A 21,940-nucleotide genomic window follows, 5' to 3' on the forward strand; every position below is an offset into this window, starting at 1 on the left:
CGGCATCAGCCGTCAACCCGGCGCACCAGCCGTCAAACAGTAAAGCGCCCCCGGTTTCCTTCCTGAGGAAGGAACCGGGGGCGCTTTACCAACTCAAAAGCCTGCGATGGTCCCGGGCCCGTTGATTGCCACCACGTGGAAGGCTTCCGCGCTGCGCCCCTCCGGCAGCCCGGCCCGTGCGGCATTGAGCCGCATACCCTGCCGGACGGCGGCTTCCATGGCAGCCACGTCAGGATGCTGGCTGACGTGGACATGGATGGCGGCCAGCTTGGCGTCCACCTGGGCGGTGACGTCCACGAAGTGGTTCTCCCGTTCCTCGGGTCCGGCGTAAAGCCACAGCCACGGCAGCTTGTAGGCTGCCAGGCCGGCTTCGGCCAGTTCCGGGTAGGCGAACGGGTTCTCGAGCGCGGGATACACGGCACGTGTTACCGCTTCCCCCACGGCCAGGTGGTCGGGATGGCTCTTTTGGATCCGCTGCCAGTTCCGTTCCGGATGCATGGCGAGGACGACGTCGGGCCGGAGTTCCCGGATCAGCCGCACCACCCCTTTCATCACCTCGTGCGACGGCTCGAGGTACCCGTCCCGCTGGTGAAGGTAGTGGATGTCGGTGACGCCCACCAGTTCCGCGGCACGGCGCTGCTCGGCGTCGCGCATGGCGATGATGTCCGCGCGGTGCGCCGGGTCGAAGCCGCCGGCGTCGCCGTCGGTCATGATGCAGTAGCTGACCTCCACGCCGGCCGCCGTCCAGGCGGCAACGGTGCCGGCTGCGCCAAAGTCGATGTCGTCAGGGTGGGCCGCAAAACAGAGCACCCGCCCAACCCGGTGTATGTCCGGGTTGAACGGGCTCCCTGCCTGCCCGTGGGAGGCAGTCAACGATTCAGCCTTTTCGCTTCTTGATCTCGGCGGTGGCCTGCGGGAGGACTTCGAACACATCGCCGATGATGCCGAAATCCGCAATCTCGAAGACCGGGGACTCGGCATCCTTGTTCACGGCAACGATGACCTTGGACGTCTGCATTCCGGCTTTTTGCTGGATGGCGCCGGAGATGCCTGCGGAGATGTACAGCTGCGGGGAAACTGTCTTGCCGGTCTGCCCCACCTGGGCATCGTGGCTGATCCAGCCCGCGTCCGTGGCGGCACGGGAGGCGCCCACGGCGGCACCGAGGGCATCGGCCAGCTCTTCCACCGGGCCGAAGTCGCCGTCCATGCCGCGTCCGCCGGCAACCACGATCCGTGCGTCCGTGAGGTCGGGCCGGCCGCTGGCCACCTTCTGCTCACGGGCCGTGATCCGGGCGGCTGCAGCCACCGCGGGGACCTCAACCGTCGCTGTTTCGGGCGTTGTGGGTGCAGGGGCAGGTTCCGGGGTGACGTTGTTGGCCTTCAGGGTCAGCACGGAAACCGGGGTGGTGGCTTTGCAGTCCGTGTTGTACGAGCCGGCCAGGACGGACTTGTGGGCAGTGCCGTCCGGGTCCACGGCCACCACGTCAGTAATGACCCCGGCGTTCAACCGGATAGCCGCCCGCGCCGCGATCTCCTTGCCTTCGGGCGAGTTGTCCAGCAGCACGATGCCGGCGCCGCTGGCTTCAGCCGCGGCGGCCACGTAGGCGGCCTTGGGTGCCACCAGGAAGTCATCCAGGTCCTGGGCAGACGGGCGCAGGATGCTTTCCACGCCGTATTCGGCGAAGGTGGCTGCGGCGCCGTCGGAAAGGTCTCCGTTGAGCGCCACGGCGCCCCCGCCCAGGGAACGGGCCAGGGTCAGCAGCTCAAGGCTGCTCTTCTTGAGCGATTCGCCGGGGTTGTCGATGAATACGAGTACTTTTGCCATGTCGATGTCCCTCTTAGAGCAGCTTCTGGGCGGCCAGGAAGTCAACCAGCTTGATGCCGGCGTCGCCCTCGTCGGTGATGATGGTCCCTGCAGTCCGGGGCGGCCGCTGTTCCGCGCTGGCCACGCTGGTCCAGGAACCCGCGAAGCCGACCTGGGCGGGGTCCACACCGATGTCGGCCAGGGACAGCGTGGTGATGCTCTTGCGCTTGGCTGCGATGATTCCCTTGAAGTTGGGGTACCGGGGCTCGTTGATCTGGTCCGTCACGGATACGACGGCGGGCAGCGGCGCCTCCACGGTCTCCGAGGAGGTGTCCGCGTCGCGGCGGGCCGTCAGCCGGCCGTCGTCGACCTCCAGCGTGGAGGCAAAGGTCACCTGGGGCAGCCCGAGCCGCTCCGCCAGCTGCGCCGGGACAAGCGAGGTCTCACCGTCGGTGGAGGCCATGCCGGTGATGACCAGGTCCACGTCGCCCAGGTGGCGGACGGCCGCTGCGAGCGCAAGCGACGTGGCCGCGGCGTCCGAGCCGGCCAGGGCGTCGTCCGTCAGGTGAACGCCCTCGGTGGCGCCCATCTGCAGCGACTTCTTGACGGCGTTGACGGCTCCGGAGGGTCCCATGCTCAGGGCGATGACCTGGTTGCCCGCTTTGCTCCCGCCCCTCGCCTCGGCCAGCTGCAGCGCTGCCTCGAGGGCGTACTCGTCAAGCTCGGACAGAATGCTTTCGTCGCGGTCCACCGTGTTGCCCTCACCGTTGAGATGACGGTCGAACTGGGCGTCCGGTACATGTTTGACCAGGACTACGATCTTCAATGTCTCTTCCACTGTGTTTACAGCAGCCTTCCATGCTTGTGGACAGCCAGCCGGGTGGGTCATGGCCGCGGAATGCCCGGCAGGCGGGTAGCTCCTAGCTAACCATATCGGCGCGCCCCTGCGCCCTCTTCCGTTAACGCCTGTGTCAGGCCCTCACCGTGGCTCAGCATGACGACGGCGGCGCCCCCTTGGATGGGAACGCCGCCGTCGTCATTGCTGCACGATGTTGCTGCCTGGCCTCAGCTGGCTGCGGCACCCAGCGTGACGTCGAATGTCTGTTCCTTGCCGCTGCGCTGGACCGTGATCTTCACGGTGGAGCCCGCCGGCTGTTCGCGGACGGCCGCGGTCAGCTGGTTCGGTTCGCCGATGGTGAGGTCGTTGAACTTGGTGATGACGTCACCGACCTTGATACCGGCTTTTCCTGCGGCAGAGTTGGGGTCAACGGTTGCCACGTCGGCCCCCACCGAGAATTCGGAGGAGGCACCCGACGTCTTGGCCTTGACGCTGACACCCAGCTGGCCGTGCGACGCCTTGCCGGTGTCGATGATTTCCTGGGCGACGCGCTTGGCGTTGTTGATCGGGATGCTGAACCCCACGCCGATGTTGCCGCTCTGGGAAGTGGACGTCCCGGAGCCCGCGGAAGCTATGGCGACGTTGACGCCGATGATCTCGCCCTTGCTGTTCACCAGGGCGCCGCCGGAGTTGCCAGGGTTGATGGCAGCATCAGTCTGGATGACGTTGATGGCGATGGATCCCTCGCCCGCGCTTTGCTGGCTCTGGCCGCCGCCCGGAGGGGCGAACTGGAAGCCCTGGTCGCCGCCCTGGCTGTTGTCGCCGCCCTTCGGGGCTGCGGACGATGCAACGCTGATGGTCCGGTTGAGCGTGGACACGATGCCGTCCGTGACCGTTCCGGTCAGCCCCAGCGGGGAACCGATGGCGATGGCCGTATCACCCACGTTCAGCTTGGAGGAATCACCGAGGGTGGCAGGGGTAAGGCTTGACGTGTCGTCCACCTTGATGACGGCGAGGTCGGACAGGGGGTCGGTGCCCACCAGCTTTGCCGGCAGGACCTTTCCGTCACTGGTCCGGATTTCGAGGGTGGCATTGGCGGTCTGGCCATCGAGGGTCACCACGTGGGTGTTGGTCAGGATGTGGCCTTGGTCGTCAAGGACGATGCCCGAACCCGTGCCCCCTGAGCTGCCGCTGGTGGCACTGATGGTGACGACGCTGGGCGAGGCCTTCACGGCAGCCGCGGTAATGGCGTTGACGTCGTCCTTGTTGTTGACGATGACCGTGCCGGGCTGGCTGTTGCTGCCGACGGTTGAAGTGCTGGACCCGGTGTTCCCAAACAGTTCGCCGGCACCCACCGTAGCCACGCCGCCTCCCACAAGGCCTGCTGCGAGGATGCTGGCCACGAGGGTACCGACGCCAAAGGTTGCCTTCCGGCGCGGCGCGTCCTTGGGATTGGGGGTGTAGCCGGCGTTGCCGTTCGGCGTGCTGGGGCCCCCGCCGTGAACGGGCTGGCCTTCGTGGTGCTGCTGCTGGCCATAGTATCCGGACTGGCCGTAAAACGGCTGGCGCTGCGGATACACCGGACGTGGAGCTCCGGGCAACTCCTGGGTGTGGTCGCGCTGCTCAGCACCGCTGTAGCCGCCGGGCTCCTGGTCCGCGGTCCCGTTCCCATACTGAGTGGCCACCTGCCGGTCACCGGGCTGCTGCGCGTCCTGCTGCTGGCCCTGCCGCTGCCACGGGTTCCGGTTGCCCGCGTGGCTGTCCTCCGGGACCGGTCCTGGGGTTTGATTCTCAGTCATGGGACTTCCTTTCATCCTCGTCTGCCATTAACTATGGACCGTCCCGCTGGAACAAGCTCGGATGTTTGCTGAGAGCTTCCTGAACGTTCCGGTCATGTCCTTCTGGAGGGCGGGGCGTTTCGCTGGGGGCATATTCGCCGTCATGGACTGGCTGTGGGGTGCACCATAGAATCAAAGATGAATTGCCACAGCGACCTGCGGCTTCACACCAAGCGTGGGGGCGCTGTTGGATTCGACGACTGATTCGTCCCGAATCGGTGTCAGGCGTGCTGAAGGGTTGCACATGCGGTCAAAGTTCAAACGTTTCCTCGCCGTGATCGGCCTTGCCGGGCTGCTGGCGGTACCCGTCGGCGCCGCCTGGGCCGAAAACCCGGTCACCATCCCCTCCGGCACCAACATTGTTGATGACGCGAACGTCCTGGGCAGCCGGAAGGGCGAGGTCCAGGACGCCATCCAGAAGCTGCTGAAGGACCACAAGTACAACCTGTACGTGGTCACGGTTAAGTCGTTCGAGAACCCCACTGATCCCGCAGCCTGGAGCAATGCGGTGGCGCAGGCCAAGGGAATGGGCAAAGCAGACGCCATTCTTGCCATCGCCACCGAGCAGGGCAAGTACTACTTCTCGCCCAATTCCGCCAGTTCCATTTACTCCAAGCGCAGCAACATCACCCAGAACGCTGTCGCCGCCAACCTCGGGGCGGGCAAGCGCGACTTCGCGCAGGCTGCCATCGATACCGCCTCAGCCATCGGCGATGCTGCCGGCGGCGGCAGCGGCAATGTGTCATCCGGTGACGGGGCCGGCGCGGGCATCCTGGTGGGTGCCGGCGTGGTGGTGGCCGGCGGCGGCGCGTACCTGTATTACCGGAACCGGCGAAAGAAGGCCGCCGGCAAGGATGCGTCCACTGGAAGTTACGGCCCCCAGGGCGCAGAACTGGACCCGCTGGCGTCACTGAGCGTGGAGGAACTCCGCCGGAAGAGCGGATCCCTGCTCATCGAAGCGGATGACGCCATCAAGTCCAGCGAGCAGGAACTCGGCTTTGCCCAGGCACAGTACGGTGATGCCGCCGTCGGAAACTTCACCAAAGCTTTGGCGGAAGCGAAGGCCCACATGACGGAGTCCTTCAAGCTTCAGCAGCAGCTGGACGACCACATTCCGGATACCGAGGAGCAACAGCGGACCTGGCTGGGCGAGATCATCCGGCGCTCGGAAGCCGCCCAGGCCTCCCTGCAGGAGCAGAAAGCGGACTTTGACTCCCTGCGTGAGCTGGAGAAAAACGCACCGCAGGCCCTTGAGGCGGTCAACACCGGAGCCCGCGAAGCGGACGCCAAGATCGCCAGCGCGGAGCAGTCCCTTGCCGCCATGCGGTCAAAGTACGCCGACAGTGCGCTGACCCAGGTCTCGGACAACATCGTGCAGGCCAAGGAACGGCTGGCGTTCGTCCAGAACGCCTCCGAAACCGCGCAGCAGAAGCTCGGCGAGGGCGAGAGCAGCCTGGCGGCAGTGGCCGTTCGCGCAGCCGAAGAAAGCCTGCACCAGACCAACGTCCTGCTGGATGCCATCGCCAAGGTCGCCGCCAATCTCGACCAGGCCCGCAACGGCCTCGAAGCGGCGGTGGTGGATACGTCCCAGGACCTGGCCCAGGCAAAGGCCATGATCCAGTCCGGCACCCACGCCGAACTGGCCGGTCCAGTGGCAGCGGTCGAGGCCGCCCTTGCCCAGGTGAAGACCGAAATCCGGGGCGGAAAGATTGACCCCATCGCCACCCTGCAGAGGGTGGAAACCGCGCACCAGTCCCTGGACCAGGCCCTGACCGGGATCCGGGACCAGCAGGAGCAGGCCCGCCGCGCACAGGCGTCGCTGCAGCAGACCATCATGTCCGCCCAGGCCCAGATCAGTGCCACCTCCGATTACATCACCGCGCGCCGCGGCGGGGTGGGCACCGAGGCACGCACCAGGCTTGCGGAGTCGCAGCGGAACCTCGACTACGCACTCTCCATTGCCCGCACCGACCCCGTCACCGCGCTTACCTACGCGCAGCAGGCCCACGCCCTGGCAGCACAGGCCGCACAGCTGGCCCAGGCCGACGTCGAGCATTTTGACGGCTATGCCAACCAGGGCTTCGGCCGTGGCGGCATGTTCGGCGGCGGAGGCGGCGGCGGACTGGGCGGCGCCATCCTGGGCGGCATCCTGATCAACTCAATCCTCAACGGTGGCCACGGCGGCTGGGGCGGCGGCGGCTGGGGTGATGGCGGTGGAGGCGGCGGCTTCGGCGGGGACGGCGGCTTTGGCGGCGGTGATTTCGGCGGCGGAGACTCCGGCAGTTTCTAAACACTTCCGTCGGAACACGCTGGAGAACCCGGCGGGCGGACAGAAGCACGACACCACTGTTCACGGACGTCAGTGGTCAACACAGAGCAGGACGAAAGGCAAACACCATGGTTAAGCAGTCCATTTTCGGCCGGATCGCGCAGCTGGCAAAGGCCAATATCAACTCCTTGCTGGACAACGCCGAGGATCCGCAGCGGATGCTGGACCAGATGGTCCGCGACTACACCAACAACATCGCCGAAGCCGAGTCCGCCGTGGCGCAAACCATCGGCAACCTCCGCATGCTGGAAGACGACTACAACGAAGACGTCAAGAACGCCCGCGACTGGGGGAACAAGGCACTGGCCGCCTCCCGCAAGGCTGACGAGTTCCGCGCCGCCGGCGACGTTGCCGACGCCGAGAAGTTCGACAACCTGGCAAAGGTCGCCCTGCAGCGGCAGATGGCGGCCGAGAACGAAGCCAAGGGCGCAGAGCCGAGCATCGCCTCCCAGCGCGAGGTGGTGGACAAGCTGAAGACCGGCCTGGACCAGATGAAGAACAAGCTCAACCAGCTGACCAGCAAGCGCAACGAACTGGTGGCCAGGTCCAAGACGGCAGAGGCGCAGTCCCAGGTGCACGACGCCATCAAGAGCATCGACATCATGGACCCCACCAGCGAAGTGGGACGCTTCGAAGAAAAGATCCGCCGCGAAGAGGCCAGGGTCCGCGGCCAGGAGGAACTGGCAGCGTCCAGCCTGGATGCCCAGTTCAACCAGCTGGAGGACCTTGGCGAGCAGACGGAGATCGAGGCCCGGCTGGCCGCTTTGAAGGCCGGCGGCGCCACACCTGCCCTCGGCGCCGCCAACGCCGCGGAGTCCGAGGCAACCGTGGAGGAAGCGGACTTCGACAAGCTCTAAGGCCAGCCAGCACCACACAGTCGAAACCAGGCGGTGGCCGGGACCCCGTGGTCCCGGCCACCGGCATGTCCGCAGTGTGTAGCGTGGAGCCATGACCTCCTCTGAAGAGACCGCCCTGGTCTGGCTGCGCGATGACCTTCGCCTGGATGACAACCCCGCCCTCAACTCCGCCGCCGCGCTGGGCCTGCCGGTGACAGTGGTGTACGTCCTGGATGAAGAATCTGCGGGCATCCGGCCGCTGGGCGGTGCAACCCGGTGGTGGCTGCACCACTCACTGGCACGGTTGGCCTCCTCCCTCGAGGCCCGCGGCTCGCGGCTGCTCCTTCGCCGGGGGCCGGCCGGGCGGGTGATTAAGGAAGTGGCTGTGCACGCCGGAGCAACGCACTTGTTCTGGAACCGGCGGTACGGTCAACCCGAGCGCAGCATCGACGCCGCGGTCAAGGCGTGGGCCGGGGAGAACGGCCTGGAGGCGTCAAGCTTCCAGGCAAACCTCCTGTTCGAGCCCTGGACGGTCAAGACCGGCTCCGGCGGCCCCTACAAGGTGTTCACTCCTTTCTGGCGGGCATGCCTTGCCGGCCAGGAGGTCCGGGACCCCCAGGAGCCTCCGGCCCGGATCCCGGGACCCCCGCAGGGCGGCCGTCTCCAGGCCGGCGACGAGCTCGACAGCTGGCGGCTGCTCCCCTCCTCCCCCGACTGGAGCGGCGGCCTCTCCGCCACCTGGACTCCCGGCGAGGAAGGCGCGCGCCACCGGCTGGCGGACTTCCTGGACGGCCCTGCCGAGGAATATGGAACCGGACGGAACCTGCCCGGCATCGAGGGAACCAGCCGTCTGTCACCCCACCTGCGTTTCGGCGAAGTCAGCCCGTTCCGGGTGTGGCGTGAGATCCGCCAACGCTTTCCGCATAAGGTGCCGGCCGACGTCGGAATTTTCCGCTCGGAGCTTGGCTGGCGGGAATTCTGCTGGCAGCTGCTGTACAACAACCCGGACCTGGCCACCCGCAACTACCGGCCCGAATTCGACCGGTTCGCCTGGCAGCAGCCGGGCAGGAGTGAGCTCGCGGCCTGGCAGCAGGGACGCACGGGCTACCGGCAGCTCTGGCAGACCGGCTGGATGCACAACCGGGTGCGGATGGCCGCGGCCTCGTTCCTGGTGAAGAATCTGCTGGCCGACTGGCGGATTGGAGAGCAATGGTTCTGGGACACGCTGGTGGACGCCGACGCCGCCAGCAATCCGGCCAACTGGCAGTGGGTGGCCGGTTCCGGCGCGGACGCGTCGCCGTACTACCGGATCTTCAATCCCGTCACCCAAAGCAGGAAATTCGACGCCGGCGGCCGGTACCTGCGCGAGTTCGTTCCGGAGCTCGCGGACCTGGACAACAAGTCCATCCACGAGCCCTGGAAGACCGGGGTCCCGGACTACCCGGAACCCCTTGTGGAGCTTCCTCAGTCCCGGGAACGGGCGCTGGCTGCCTACCAGCAGCTCAAGGACGGCTGAGCCGCCCCGGCTGTGGGGTGCCGGGTGGCCTTAGCGGCTGACCTTGCCCATGAGGGAGGCGATGGGCCGCAGGAAGACCGGGCGGGCCAGGAACCACGCGGCCGCCATGACGGCCACGGAGGCCAGGAACACCCAGAAGCCGAACCAGCCGTCGTCGTCCCGGACCCCGTACATGTGGTTCAGGTTCCGCAGAGCACCCGTGGTGAGCACCAGGAAGACGTGGACCACGATGAAGGCCACGAAGTAGATCATCACCGGGAAGTGGACGGCGCGGGCCCATTCGATCGGGTAGGCCTTGTTCAGGCCGGCAGCCTTCTTTGGCCAGGCGGAGGACATCCGCAGGCCCGTGATGAACGCCAGCGGAGCGGCGAGGAAGACCGTCACGAAGTAAGCCAGGAGCTGCAGCGCGTTGTAGTTGATCCAGCCGTCTTCCGTGGGCCAGTCCAGCGAGGCGTATTGCAGCGCGGCCGACAGGGCGTTGGGGAAGACGTCCCAGCTGGTGGGGACGATGCGCATCCATTGCCCGGTGGCGAACAGCAGCACGGCAAAGACGAGCCCGTTCAGGATCCACAGGGCGTCCAGCGTCAGGTGGAACCACAGTTCAAGGCTGATCTTGGTGGGCGCGTTCCTGGTGCGGATCAGGCCCTTGTTGTTCCGGGTCCAGTGCCCGCTGGGCCGTGTGGTGGTCCGCACCTGCCATCCGGTGCGGATGATCAGGAGCAGGAAGAAGGCGTTGAGGAAGTGCTGCCAGGCGAGCCACGCGGGGAATCCCACCGGGGCGCCGGCCGGCAGTGCCGACTGGCCCGGGTAGTCGGTGACAAAGGACGCGACGGCGGGCAGTCCCACGACCAGCCTGGCCGCCAGAACCACCAGGACCAGCGCCACGAGGACAGCAGGAACCGCCCAGTAGAGCCGGGACCGCTTACCCGTCGCGGCGCCGGGTTTCTTCGTGGGTGTGGCCATCGAACAACATACCTCTCAAGAATGACTGGAGCAGCCCGCAGATCGCGGGACCCTTCGAAAGAGAATACTAGGAACTGTGCGCATCCAAGGAAAAGAAAGACCCCGGCCGGCGTAACTGCCGGTCGGGGCCTTCATAAGTTGCGGGGACAGGATTTGAACCTGTGACCTCTGGGTTATGAGCCCAGCGAGCTACCGAACTGCTCCACCCCGCGTCGCTTGATCAACACTACCCTACTTTCACGGCCGGCCTGACCACACATCCACCAGGCCCCCTTGGGGTTCGACGACGGTCCCGGCGGCTCCAGCGGAGAAAGCAAAAGACCCGGACATTGTTTCCAATGTCCGGGCCTTTCCTCAGTTGCGGGGACAGGATTTGAACCTGTGACCTCTGGGTTATGAGCCCAGCGAGCTACCGAACTGCTCCACCCCGCGTCGCAAGAACTACTTTACCGGGAGGTGAACCGCAGGCCAAATCGAAGCGGCGTGACGTCCGTTACGCCGGCCCGGCACCTTGCCCCCATGGGGCTCGGATGCCGGGCCGCCGCCGTCGTGCTGCTGTGCCCGTCCTGCTACCGGCCCGCTGACGGGGACGGCGTTGCCGAGGGTGAGCTGGAAGCAGCGGGGGCCGGGCTTGCCTCCGGAGCGGTGACCGGGATCTTGGCCTCGGCGTCCATCGCCTTCTTCAGCGCGGCCGCCACCTTCTTCTGCGCCTCGCCATAGGCAGCGAAGTCGCCTGCCGCCAGTGCCGACTGGCCGGACTGGATGGCCGCATTCGCCTCGTCCAGGGCCGCCTTCAGCTGGGCCTTCGCGTCCGCTGCGGCCGGTGTCGCAGGCGCTGCCGGGCCGGCCGGCACCTGGCCGTTGTTGGCGGAGTCACCCGCTGCTGCACCGGAGTCACCACCGAAGAGCTGCTTGAGGGCCGCGTCAAGCGTTGGCGCGAAGCCCACCTTGTCCCCGAAGGCCACCAGCACGCGTTGCAGGGTGGGATAGGACGTCTCACCGGTGGACTTGAGGTAGACAGGCTGGACGTAAAGGATGCCGCCGCCGACGGGCAGGGTGAGCAGGTTGCCGTTCAGCACGTCCGACGCACCCTGCCGCAGCAGGTTCAGTGCCTGCGAAACAGTGGGATCGGAGTTGAACTTGTTCTGCGCCTGGCCCGGACCGGGCACCTGCGTTTCCGGCGGGATCTGCAGCAGCCGGAGCTTGCCGTAGCCGTCCGCCTTCACACCGGCCTGGTTCCCGGCATCCGAGTCAGCGGCGAGGAACCCGTACAGGACGTTGCGGGCATTGCCGTTGACGATCTGCGGGATGAACGAGGACGTCAGCTGGAACGCAGGCTTCTGCTGGTCCGGCATCTGCAGCGACATGTAGAACGGCGGCTGCTTCACGTCCGTATCCACCGTGGGATCGGCAGGTACGCTCCATGCGTCGTTGTTCTTGTAGAAGCTGGTGGGATCCGTCACGTGGTACTGCCCCAGCAGCTCACGCTGGACCTTGAAGAGGTCCTCCGGGTAGCGGACGTGGCTCATCACCGCGCCGGACATCTCCGAGTACGGCTTCAGGGATGATGGGAAGACCTTCTGCCAGGCCTTGAGGACCGGGTCCGTGTCGTCCCAGGCATAGAGGGTGACCGAGCCGTCGTAGGCATCCACAGTGGCCTTGACCGAGTTGCGGATGTAGTTCACCGTGCTGTTGGGCAGGGCCACGGCGCGGCCGGAGCTGGTCTGCGAATCAGTGGTGGCATCCGAGAGCTGCTTCTGCTGCGAGTACGGGTAGTACTGGCTGGTGGTGTAGCCGTCCACGATCCATTTGACCCGGCCGTCCACCACGGCCGGGTAAGCGCCGCCGTCAACGGTCAGGTAGGGTGCCACCTTCTGGACACGCTCGCGGGGGCTGCGGTCATACAGGATCTGCGACGCCGGGTTCACGCCGTCCGAAAGCAGCAGGTCCGAGGACTGGAACTTGATGGCGTAAAGGATCTTGTTGAAGAAGGATCCAACATTGGGCCCGCCGTTCCCCTTGAACGTGTACTGGGTTTCGCCTTCCCCTTCCTTGCCGGAAGGGCGGTCCTGCTCGCGCGGGGTGGCGCCGTCGGGTGCGCCGACGATCGAGTATTCGGGCGAGGACTCGCCGAAGTAGATCCGCGGCTCGTAGGTTGTATCGTTGCCCAACACCCCGGTGGACGGAATGCCGGACTGGAGGAATTCAGGCTTGCCGTCAACCGTGAACTTGTTGCCCTTGGCAGCCACAACCCCATAGCCGTGGGTGTACACCACATGCTGGTTCAGCCAGCCCTGCTGGTTGGTTGCCACGTTCGTGGGATTCAGTTCCCGCACGGCGATCACGGTGTCCTGGATCTTGCCGTCCACCTCGTAGCGGTCCACATTGAGGGCCTTGGGGAACTGGTAGTACGGGCGGTACTGCTCCAGCTGAGCAAACGCGTCCGAAATCAGGTTCGGGTCCAGGAGGCGGATGTTGGCAGTGGTCTGGGCGTCCGGCGCCAACGCGCCGGTACTGGCCGTGTTGGTGGCGTCGTACCGGGTTTCCTGGATGCCGTCCAGGCCGTAGGCCTTGCGCGTGTTCTCGATGTTGCGCTGGATGTACTTGCTTTCCAGCGTCTGCTCGGACGGGCGGACCTGGAACTGCTGGATCACCCAGGGATACACGCCCCCGGCCAGGATGGAGGTGATGATCAGCATGGCGGTACCGATCACCGGAAGGCGCCAGCGGCCAATCACGGCGGCCACGATGAACAGGATGGCCACCAGCACGGCAGCCACGGCGAGGATGGCCTTGGTGGGGATGACGGCGTTGACATCCGTGTAGAGGGCGCCGGCCCAGCGGCCGCCGTTGCTCTGGACGGAAGAGTAGCGGTCCAGCCAGAAGTTAACGCCGAGGAGCACCAGGAAGGCGGCGCCGGTCACGGCGATGTGGATCTGTGCCGCGCGGCTGGTGAACACGCCGCGCTCCATCAGCCGGATGCTGCCGTACAGGTAGTGCGTGAGGATGCCGGCGATGACCGCAATCACCACCACGCTGATCAGGAACCCGGTCACAAAACCGAGGAACGGCAGGGTCATCAGGTAGAAGCTGATGTCCATGTTGAACTGCGGATCGGCCTCGCCGAAGCCAACCTGGTTGAAGAACAGCAGGACCTTCTGCCACTGGCTCGCCGCAGCGCTGCCCGCAAACAGGCCGAAGAGGACCGGCAGGCCCACCATGACGATGCGCCGGACCGGCTCCAGCTGCGCCTGGTACCGGTTGAGGTTGTCCCTGATTTCAGAGTCCGGCGCGTAGACCGGCCGGGCGTTGTAGGCAATGCGGATCGAAAAGAAGACAGCCGCGAACATGATGGCGAAGCCGGCCACGAAGGTGGCGATCTTGGCGAGGTTCTCGGTGACGAAGACTTCGATGAAGCCCAGTTGCCGGTACCAGAGGACGTCGGTCCAGACGTTGGCGAAGAAAATGAAGCCCACTACCACCAGGGCGACAATAATCAGGGTGGGCGTCAGCACGCCGCGTCGTGAAGGGGGCCTGCCGGTGGACATGGTGCTGGCGGGACGGGACAAACTGGGTACCTCATAGCTGGTCGTCGAAATATTCGAAGCGTGCGAGCGACGTACGGTACCGGTCAAACGGCTGGTTTCGTCCGTCAACTGTGCCACGAGTGGCGGTAAAGCTTAGTTCCTGTGAGTCTAGTTGCGCCCAGTCTATTTGCTGGCGCAGGCCGGGAGCGCGGATGTGTCCTGGCCGCTTCCGGCCAGTTCCACGGCATGCCGGGCTTCCGAGAGGTTTTCCACGCGGACCACCTGGAGGCCGTCGGGAACGTGGCCGGCCACTTCGTTGCAGTTGCCGGCGGGCGCCAGGAAAAGGGTGGCACCGGACGAACGCGCACCCCGCATCTTTTGCCCGATGCCGCCGATGGGTCCCACCTTGCCGTCAGGCGAGATGGTGCCGGTACCCGCGATATGTTTTCCGCCGGTGAGGTCCCCCGGCGTAATCGTATCGATGATGCCCAGTGAGAACATGAGCCCGGCACTGGGCCCGCCCACCTTGTCCAGGGAGATCTGGACCTGGAAGGGGAAGCTGAAGAGGTACTTCAACATGACACCGAGGATGAAACGGCCCTGGCCGTTGTCCTTGGGCGTGACCTGGACGGTGACGGGCTGGCCGGCGCGTTCCACCGTTACCGATACCGGGGCACCCTTGCCCGAGGCCAGCTCATCCTGGATCACACTGAGGGCGGTGATGTCCCTGCCGTTAATGGATTTGAGGATGTCCCCTTGCTGGATCCTGCCGGCGGACGCGGAATCCTTGGACAGGTCCGCGGCCTGGAGCTGTTGGCTGAAGGGAATCCCGAGTTCATTCAGGGCGGAGGCCACCGCGTTCTCCTGGGACGTGGCCATGGCCACCGCACTCTGTTCCTGGGCCTCTTCCTTGGTTGTGCCCGTGGGATAGATCAGCTCCACCGGGTACACGGCTTTGGAGTTGTCCAGCCATGCCGAGAATGCGTTGAGGATGCTGACCGGGCCGTTGGGGCCGCCGTCAACGTACACGGTGGTCAGGTCGAGGCTCCCGGCAGCCGGATACGTTTCGCGGCCGCTGACGTTGATGACCGGATGTCCCTGGCTCTCCCCCAGCGTGTTGTAGGTGGGCCCGGGCGATTCAATGACATACGGCACCGGAAGCGTCCCCACGGCAATTCCCAGCCCCAACGCCGCCAGCCCGGCAACCATCATGGTGGAAAGCCGCCTGCCCGTGCCGCCGCCGTCGGACGCGCCGGGGCCGCTGCCTTCAACTGCCTGGCCGCCACCGGCCCCGGAGCCTTCGGGCGGGCTGCCGGCACCAAACGGACCGGGATTGGAGAAAGGGGGAAGATCGGGAACGTGGTCCTCTGAAGGGTGGCCGCCACGGGTTGTAGTCACCCCACCAACAGTACGCGGTGGTGGTGCGACGGGGCGCTTTGCCTAGAGCGAACGACGGCGGCGGGCGGCAGACAGCCGACCCCCACCGGGGTACCGTGAAGGTTGATCAACAGTCACACCATCGATCGGCGGGACCATGACCTCCAACCCACTCAATCCGTCCAACGGCGACGACACCCCCAAGGATCCGTTGACCGAAATGCTGCAGAACCTAATGGGCGGCAAGGGGATGGAAAACTTCGATCCCGCCGAGCTGGCCAAGGCGGCCGGCCTGCCGGACGACCCCAACCTGCTGGCCCAGATGTTCTCCCAGGTTCAGGCGATGATGAGCGCACCGTCCGAAGGGCCCGTCAACTGGACACTGGCCCACGACAATGCCCGGCGGGTTGCGGCCGGCAGCGCGGACCCGTCCGTCACTGCCCAGCAGTCCCGGGAGGTGGATGAAGCCCTCCGCCTCGCCGAGATGTGGCTGGACCCCGTCACCGACCTGCCCGCCACCGGTCTGATCGGCAAGGCATGGTCCCGCGCGGAATGGGTGGAGGCCACCCTGGGCACCTGGAAGCGGCTGACAGAACCCGTGGCCAACAGCATCGCCAATGCGCTCTCCTCCGCCATGACGGAGCAGATGCCCGAGGAAATGAAGTCCATGATGGGCGGCGCCTCCTCGATGCTGCAGAACATGGGCGGCGCCATCTTCGGTATGCAGCTGGGGCAGGCCATCGGCGCCCTGTCCAAGGACGTGGTGAGCTCCACCGACATCGGCGTCCCGCTGGCCGACCTTGAGATGGCACTCCTGCCGGCCAATGTCGCCGCGTTCGGCGAGGGCCTGTCCCTGCCCGAGAACGACATCCGGCTGTTCCTGGCCGTGCGGGAAGCCGCGCACGCCCGGCTGTTCGTACAGGTTCCCTGGCTGCGCGGACACCTGCTGGGCGCCATCGAGGCATACGCCCGCGGCATCCACATCGACACCTCACGCATCGAGGAACTCGCCCGCGACCTTGACCCCAGCAACCCGGAAGGCATCCAGGAGGCCCTGTCGCAGGGCGTGTTCATGCCACAGCGGACTCCCGCCCAGGAACAGGCACTGGAAAAGCTCGAGACCGCACTGGCCCTTGTGGAGGGCTGGGTGGATGAACTGACCGCGGCCGCCACGGAGAAGGTCCTGCCGTCCGCCGGGGCACTGCGCGAAACAGTGCGGCGCCGGCGGGCAACGGGCGGTCCCGCCGAACACGCCTTCGCTTCACTGGTGGGACTCGAGCTGCGTCCGCGCAGGCTGCGGGACGCGGCCACTCTGTGGGCCACGTTGAAGGAGGAACGCGGGATCGAGGGCCGTGACGCCATCTGGCACCACCCCGACCTCCTGCCCACGGCCGAGGACCTGGATGATCCGAAGGGTTTCAGCTCCCGCCGCAAGCTTGCCGAGGCAAGCGACAGCGAGGTGGATGACGCGCTGCAGAAACTGCTGGACGGCGGTTTCGACGACACCTCCGGTGATCAGGGCGGCGCCGGGGACACCGGCAGCAAGGACGACGACGGCGGAACGGACCAGCCCAAGGGCTGAGACATTGCTGGCGGGCCAGGGCTTCCTGGCCCGCCAGACTGCTTTTCGCCGGATTTAATGCCCGCTATTGGACTACGTCAGCGTCAAGCGGGCCGACGTCAGGCTGGTCGGCATCTTTGTCCATTCCCCGCGACGTGGCGAAGGAAACACCCTCGAGGAAGGCCTTGGCCCGCTGGGTTTCGGGGTAGGCCTCCAGCAGCTGCCAGAAGGCAGCGTTGTGTGAGGCCACCAGAAGGTGGGCCAGCTCGTGGAGCAGCACGTAGTCGATGACCCACTGGGGCATGGGCCGCAGCTTGTCAGACAGGCGGATGGTCCCCTCGGCCGGCGTGGCCGAACCCCACCGGGAATTCTGGTTGCTGACCCAACGGACGGATGTGGGCACTGACCGGCCACCGAGGTATTGCGTGGACAGCGTGGCCGCATGGGCTGCGAGGGCCTCATCTGTGGCAGGACGCCGCCGCCCGGCTGCCGCATGCCGCTGCCCCTGCGTGTGCAGTTTGGCCAGCATTTTGTGGACCCACTCGCGCTCCTGCGCCGCAGTGAAGCGGGCCGGAATGGCAACCACCGCCGTCCCGTCTTCCCAGAACGCCGCCACGGTGCGTGTGCGCCGGGCAGAGCGCCGCACCTCCACCGGAGAACCGTTCGAGGTGGTCAGCCCTGACGCCTGCCGGGCACCGCCGCTGGCTCCGCGTTTCACAGGACCGAGCTTTCGACGAGGACCCGGAGGACGTCCTCCCCGTACTTTTCCAGCTTGGATGGGCCAACGCCGGCCAGGCCGGCAAGTTCCTCCAGCGACGCCGGCCTCGCCTCCGCGATGGCAGTGAGGGTGGCGTCGGTAAAGACGACGAAGGCCGGGACGTCCGCGGATTGGGCCACCTCGCGGCGCCAGTTGCGGAGCGCATCAAAGGTCTGCTCCTCGTAGCTGGGGGGACACGCGTTGCAGCGGCCAACCTTGCGTTCCGCCCCGGTGGCAAGCATGCTCCCGCAGACCCGGCACACGGCGGGGGCGGCAGCCTTGCGGCGCGGAAGCGCGCCCTTCCCCCGGGTGCTTGAGCTTGCCACCGAGTCCGGCCGCAGGCCGTCGAGGAACCGGGACGGCTTCCGGTTGGCGCGGCCGCCGGGGGTCCTCGCGGTGCTCCACGAGAGGGAAAGGTGTTCACGGGCGCGGGTGATGCCGACATAGAGGAGGCGGCGCTCCTCATCCACCGATTCCGGTGAATCGGCGAAGGAAATGGGCATCAGGCCTTCGCTGAGCCCCACCAGGAAGACGGCATCCCATTCCAGGCCCTTGGCCGCGTGAAGCGAGGCGAGCGTAACGCCCTGCACGGTGGGCGCGTGCTGGGCGAGGGAACGCTCCTGGAGTTCGTTGACGAAATCAGCCAGGCCAAACTGGGGGCCGCGGGACTGCACCAGTTCGTCGGCGAGCGCCACCAGTGCCGCGAGGGACTCCCAGCGTTCGCGCAGGGCACCCCCGCTGTGCGGTGCCGAGTCGGTGTAGCCGAGGGAGGAGACGATGTCCCGGACCAGTTGACCCAGGGGTTCCGGTGTGTCCGATTCGGAAACCGCCCGGGTGGCGGCACGCAGCTGGAGGATCGCGTCCCTTACCTCCTTGCGGGCGAAGAAGCGCTCGCCGCCACGCAGCTGGTAGCCGATGCCTGCCGCGGCCAGCGCCTGCTCGTAAGCCTCGGACTGGCCGTTGGTACGGAAAAGGATGGCCACCTCGCTGGCTGGAGTGCCGGCGTCGAGCAGTGCCTTGATCTTCTGCGCCACCGTGGCGGCTTCAGCTTCGTCGTCCGTGCACTCGGTGAACTGGGGCGCGGGCCCGGCGGGGCGCTGCGCCACGAGCTGGAGGGGCGATGCCCACGCGGCGTCGGCGGTGGGCCCGCCGCTGCGGCGGGCGGCCAGCAGGTCATTGGCCAGTTTCACCACCTGCGGGGTGGAGCGGTAGTCCCTGATGAGCTTGACCACGTTGGCCTGGGGGTATCGGGTCTTGAAGTCCAGGAGGTGCCGGGGCGATGCGCCGGTAAAGGAATAGATGGTCTGGCTTGCGTCACCCACCACGCAGAGTTCGTCACGGCCGCCGAGCCACAGGTCCAGGAGCCGCTGCTGCAGCGGGGAGACGTCCTGGTATTCGTCCACCACAAAGTGCCGGTACTGTTCCCGGACCGTGGCGGCCACCTTCTCGTCCTCCTGCAGGATGCCCACCGTGATCAGCAGGACGTCCTCAAAGTCGATCACGTTGCGGTCCGTCTTGACGTCCTCGTAGGACTGGAAGACCCGGGCGACCGCGGTGAGGTCGAACCCGCCGGGCGCGCCCCTCCCCTGGGCGTTCTCCAGGTAATTGGCCGGTGTCAGCATGGACACTTTGGCCCATTCGATTTCCGAGGCAAGGTCGCGGATGGAGGCCCGGTCCGTGCTGAGCCTGAGCCGCCGGGCGGCCTCTGCCAGCATCTGGGCCTTGTGGTCCAGCAGGTTGGGCAGTGTTCCACCCACCGCCTGGGGCCAGAAGAACTGCAGCTGGCGCAGGGCAGCGGCGTGGAAGGTACGGGCCTGCACGTTGCCGGCGCCAAGGTCCCGCAGGCGGCTGCGCATCTCTGCCGCAGCCCGGGCCGTGAACGTTACGGCGAGCAGGCGCTGCGGAGTGTAAACCCCCGAGTGCACGCCGTAGGCGATGCGGTGGGTGATGGCACGGGTCTTTCCGGTGCCGGCGCCGGCCAGGACGCACAACGGGCCATTCAAGGTGCTGGCCACCTCACGCTGTTCGGCGTCCAGTCCGCCGAGGATCCGGTCCTCCAGCGAGGCTGCTCCGTCAAAATTCTCTGTAGTCACTTCTGCTGCTTTGTTTCTCGACTACCGCGTGCTGGAGTCTGGTGGATGGAATAACTTAGGCGCCAGTGAGGTCCTGGATCCGGCCGCCGTACCAGTGCTCAATAAGCGAGCGGGCAATGGAGAGCCTGGTGGAGATGGTGATCTCCCCGCTGAGCACCGCTTCCTGGAGTTCCTCCCGGCTGAACCAGCGGGCCCTGGTGACCTCCACGCCGTCGGGCGTTGCCTGGGCGTCCTCGGTGACGGCGGTGAATCCAAGCATAAGGGAGGCGGGGAACGGCCACGACTGGGAGCCGAGGTACTGGCAGGCGGTGACCCGCACGCCCACCTCCTCCTGGATCTCGCGCACCACGGCCTCTTCAAGGGATTCGCCAGGCTCAACGAACCCGGCGAGGGTGGAGTAGTTCCGGGCGTCCACGGGGCCGCCGCCGCCCAGGAGCAGCCGGCCGTCCGGGCCGACGACAGTGACGATGATGGCGGGGTCCGTGCGGGGGAAGTGTTCGGAACTGTCCGCCGGGCACCGGCGCACCCAGCCGCCGGCCACCACTTCCGTGGGGGTGCCGCAGCGTGGGCAATGCGTGTGGGCAGCGTGCCAGTTTGCGATGGCGCTGGCTTCCACGAACAAGGCTGTGGAAGTGGCCGTCAAGCCTGCTGCGACGTCGCGGAATCCAGCCCACTCAGCATCCGCGGGGATACCGGCGGTCCCGGGTTCCGGGGGCTCAGGAAGGACGAACAGCAGCAGCTCGGTCCCGGCCGGAAGGTGTGAGGCAGGCAGCGCCGAGCCCAGGTACACCACGAGTTCCGGCGCGGCTCCTGCTGCTTTCAGCTGTGCCAGGAGTTCCCTGGCCCCGGTCAGCATCATGTCGCCGCCCTGCACCAGCCCCTGGCGCCTCGACAGGACCGCAGCCAGCGCATCCGGGCCGGACAGAAGATCATCGATCAAGCCGGGCCTGGCGCGCGCGGCCGATCCGCGGTCCACCAAGGCCGGCCTTACGGGGAGCAGGGTATCCACCAGATGGTTCGCCGGCAGCCGTTCCGGCGCCGCCTGGTGGACGGGTATGACAGACTCCGCATGGCTCATGGTTCCACCGTACTGACTGCTTCCGACATTTCACATTTCGGGAGGTACCGCCCCGCCGCAGGGAAGCCCCCTATTTGCAGCTATCTCAAGACTCGCCGCGGCCGGACCGCTGTCTGGGAGGGCGGGCAATCTACCGTGGAACGGTGAGAAGAAAACCGATTGAACTGGCGGCAATAGCAACCGCGGCAGTCCCCGGACTGACCCCGACGGCCGTTAGCTCCGCGCCGGATGACCCCGCGGACTTCGATTCGGCCCTGCTCCTCGATTCCGAAGGAAAGCGCTGGCGGGTCCGGTCGCCGCGCCACGCGGAAGCCAGCGCGCGGCTGGAAACGGAATTCCTGGTACTCCGGGCTTTTGCTCCCGCCGTGCGCGCCGAACTGCCGTTCCTGATGCCGACGGTGGCCGGCAGCGTCCGGCTGGGAACGCTGACCACCTTCGTATACTCGCACCTGTCCGGCACCACACGCAGCGTCGAGGAGCTGACGTCGGGGCCTGCCGGCCTGGCCCGGGAGATCGGCTCCGCCTTGGCCGCGGTCCACGACCTGCCCCGCTCACTGGTCAGCAACGCCGACCTGCCCAGCTACACCCCCAACGAGTTCCGCCAGCGGCGGCTGAACGAACTGGACCAGGCAGCCACCACCGGCAAGATCCCGGCCGCACTGCTGCGCCGCTGGGAACACGCCATGGAGGATGTGTCCCTGTGGCGGTTCAACCCCTGCGTGGTCCACGGCGACCTGCATGAGGACAACCTGCTGGTGGAGGCGGGCAGGGTGACCGCAGTAACAGGTTGGACCGACCTGCGCATCGGGGACCCGGCCGATGACTTCGCCTGGCTGGTGGCTTCCAATGAACAGGACTTCATTGACGCCGTGCTGAAGGCGTACACATCCAGCCGACGCGACGTGCCGGACCAGCACCTCCTGCGCCGGGCCGCCCTGTCCGCCGAATTCGCCCTGGCTCAGTACCTGGTCAAGGGCCTCGCCACCGGTGACCAGGACATGGTCACCGAGGCGGAAGACATGCTGGAGAGCCTGGCCAGCGACATCGCCGAGTACGGCGGCCAGCCGATCAGCGTGGAGCCGCTTCCGGTCAAGGACAGCCCGGACGCTGCAGGCGCATCCGTTCCCGCAGCCGCCACCGGATCCGGAACAGGCGCGGCTTCCGGGAGCGGCAGTTCCGCCGTCACTCCCGCCGTTACGGTGGTTCCGGTCCCCGCCGGGTCCACTACGCCAGCGGAGCCGGCAGTCTCCATCCAACCTGCAGTGCACGTTGCCCCCATCCCGGCGGAGCAGCCCACTGCAGCCGGTTCCGCGGAGGCCACGGGCGCCGAAACCCCCGGAACCAAGGGTCCGGACGATACATCCACCGCCGCCATCTCGGTCATTAACGTCAAACAGGGCTGAGCCTGGCCAGGCCTGGCCAC

The 21,940-nt window shown here is 66.6% G+C and carries 15 protein-coding genes and 2 tRNA genes; 5 read left to right on the forward strand and 12 right to left on the reverse strand.

The window, feature by feature from the left end; all coding sequences use genetic code 11:
* Positions 1-93: 93 nt before the first annotated feature.
* The 4 genes from LDO14_RS13370 to LDO14_RS13385 form a co-directional block, all read right to left on the reverse strand.
* Positions 94-873, reverse strand: a complete 780-nt coding sequence (locus LDO14_RS13370; RefSeq protein ID WP_134163787.1) for a PIG-L deacetylase family protein — start codon at positions 871-873, stop codon at positions 94-96.
* Positions 874-877: 4 nt separating this feature from the next.
* On the reverse strand, positions 878-1,825 hold the full coding sequence (locus LDO14_RS13375) for an electron transfer flavoprotein subunit alpha/FixB family protein (protein WP_018768538.1): 948 nt from the start codon (positions 1,823-1,825) through the stop codon (positions 878-880).
* A 13-nt stretch (positions 1,826-1,838) separates the two neighbouring features.
* Complete coding sequence (locus LDO14_RS13380) at positions 1,839-2,630, reverse strand: electron transfer flavoprotein subunit beta/FixA family protein (RefSeq protein ID WP_223992128.1); 792 nt, start codon at positions 2,628-2,630, stop codon at positions 1,839-1,841.
* Positions 2,631-2,869: 239 nt separating this feature from the next.
* Complete coding sequence (locus LDO14_RS13385) at positions 2,870-4,441, reverse strand: trypsin-like peptidase domain-containing protein (protein WP_223992137.1); 1,572 nt, start codon at positions 4,439-4,441, stop codon at positions 2,870-2,872.
* A 283-nt stretch (positions 4,442-4,724) separates the two neighbouring features.
* Between LDO14_RS13385 and LDO14_RS13390 the strand changes: the two genes are divergently transcribed.
* The 3 genes from LDO14_RS13390 to LDO14_RS13400 all read left to right on the forward strand — a co-directional run bounded on the left by LDO14_RS13390 (position 4,725) and on the right by LDO14_RS13400 (position 9,161).
* On the forward strand, positions 4,725-6,770 hold the full coding sequence (locus LDO14_RS13390) for a TPM domain-containing protein (RefSeq protein WP_223992139.1): 2,046 nt from the start codon (positions 4,725-4,727) through the stop codon (positions 6,768-6,770).
* Between the two features lie 107 nt (positions 6,771-6,877).
* Complete coding sequence (locus LDO14_RS13395; RefSeq protein WP_056388133.1) at positions 6,878-7,666, forward strand: PspA/IM30 family protein; 789 nt, start codon at positions 6,878-6,880, stop codon at positions 7,664-7,666.
* A gap of 91 nt (positions 7,667-7,757) precedes the next feature.
* Positions 7,758-9,161: a deoxyribodipyrimidine photo-lyase gene (locus LDO14_RS13400; protein WP_223992141.1), complete on the forward strand. Its 1,404-nt coding sequence runs from the start codon at positions 7,758-7,760 to the stop codon at positions 9,159-9,161.
* Positions 9,162-9,191: 30 nt separating this feature from the next.
* Here the strand turns inward: LDO14_RS13400 and LDO14_RS13405 are convergent, their stop codons facing one another.
* The 5 genes from LDO14_RS13405 to LDO14_RS13425 all read right to left on the reverse strand — a co-directional run bounded on the left by LDO14_RS13405 (position 9,192) and on the right by LDO14_RS13425 (position 15,049).
* Positions 9,192-10,124: a cytochrome b/b6 domain-containing protein gene (locus LDO14_RS13405; protein ID WP_056388136.1), complete on the reverse strand. Its 933-nt coding sequence runs from the start codon at positions 10,122-10,124 to the stop codon at positions 9,192-9,194.
* A gap of 138 nt (positions 10,125-10,262) precedes the next feature.
* A tRNA-Met gene (locus LDO14_RS13410) sits at positions 10,263-10,336 on the reverse strand.
* Positions 10,337-10,482: 146 nt separating this feature from the next.
* Positions 10,483-10,556 (reverse strand) — tRNA-Met (locus tag LDO14_RS13415).
* 137 nt (positions 10,557-10,693) lie between these two features.
* Complete coding sequence (locus LDO14_RS13420; RefSeq protein ID WP_223995227.1) at positions 10,694-13,672, reverse strand: UPF0182 family protein; 2,979 nt, start codon at positions 13,670-13,672, stop codon at positions 10,694-10,696.
* 162 nt (positions 13,673-13,834) lie between these two features.
* Positions 13,835-15,049: a S16 family serine protease gene (locus LDO14_RS13425; RefSeq protein WP_223992142.1), complete on the reverse strand. Its 1,215-nt coding sequence runs from the start codon at positions 15,047-15,049 to the stop codon at positions 13,835-13,837.
* 136 nt (positions 15,050-15,185) lie between these two features.
* Here LDO14_RS13425 and LDO14_RS13430 point away from each other — a divergent pair, with 136 nt between their 5' ends.
* Positions 15,186-16,610, forward strand: coding sequence for a zinc-dependent metalloprotease (locus LDO14_RS13430; protein ID WP_223992143.1), 1,425 nt, complete (start codon positions 15,186-15,188; stop codon positions 16,608-16,610).
* A 64-nt stretch (positions 16,611-16,674) separates the two neighbouring features.
* Here the strand turns inward: LDO14_RS13430 and LDO14_RS21660 are convergent, their stop codons facing one another.
* The 3 genes from LDO14_RS21660 to nudC are packed head-to-tail and all read right to left on the reverse strand — an operon-like array spanning position 16,675 to position 20,517.
* Complete coding sequence (locus tag LDO14_RS21660; RefSeq protein ID WP_223992144.1) at positions 16,675-17,307, reverse strand: M48 family metallopeptidase; 633 nt, start codon at positions 17,305-17,307, stop codon at positions 16,675-16,677.
* Positions 17,304-19,439: an ATP-dependent DNA helicase UvrD2 gene (locus LDO14_RS13440; protein ID WP_223992145.1), complete on the reverse strand. Its 2,136-nt coding sequence runs from the start codon at positions 19,437-19,439 to the stop codon at positions 17,304-17,306. The genes LDO14_RS21660 and LDO14_RS13440 overlap by 4 nt, the downstream gene beginning before the upstream one ends.
* A gap of 55 nt (positions 19,440-19,494) precedes the next feature.
* Complete coding sequence (gene nudC / locus LDO14_RS13445) at positions 19,495-20,517, reverse strand: NAD(+) diphosphatase (RefSeq protein ID WP_223992146.1); 1,023 nt, start codon at positions 20,515-20,517, stop codon at positions 19,495-19,497.
* 143 nt (positions 20,518-20,660) lie between these two features.
* On the opposite strand from nudC, the gene LDO14_RS13450 reads away from it, so the two are divergent.
* Positions 20,661-21,920 (forward strand): macrolide 2'-phosphotransferase, encoded by a 1,260-nt coding sequence (locus tag LDO14_RS13450; RefSeq protein ID WP_018768552.1) that lies wholly within the window; start codon positions 20,661-20,663, stop codon positions 21,918-21,920.
* The last annotated feature ends 20 nt before the right edge of the window (positions 21,921-21,940 follow it).

This window comes from Arthrobacter sp. NicSoilB11 (assembly GCF_019977375.1).
GTDB lineage: Bacteria > Actinomycetota > Actinomycetes > Actinomycetales > Micrococcaceae > Arthrobacter.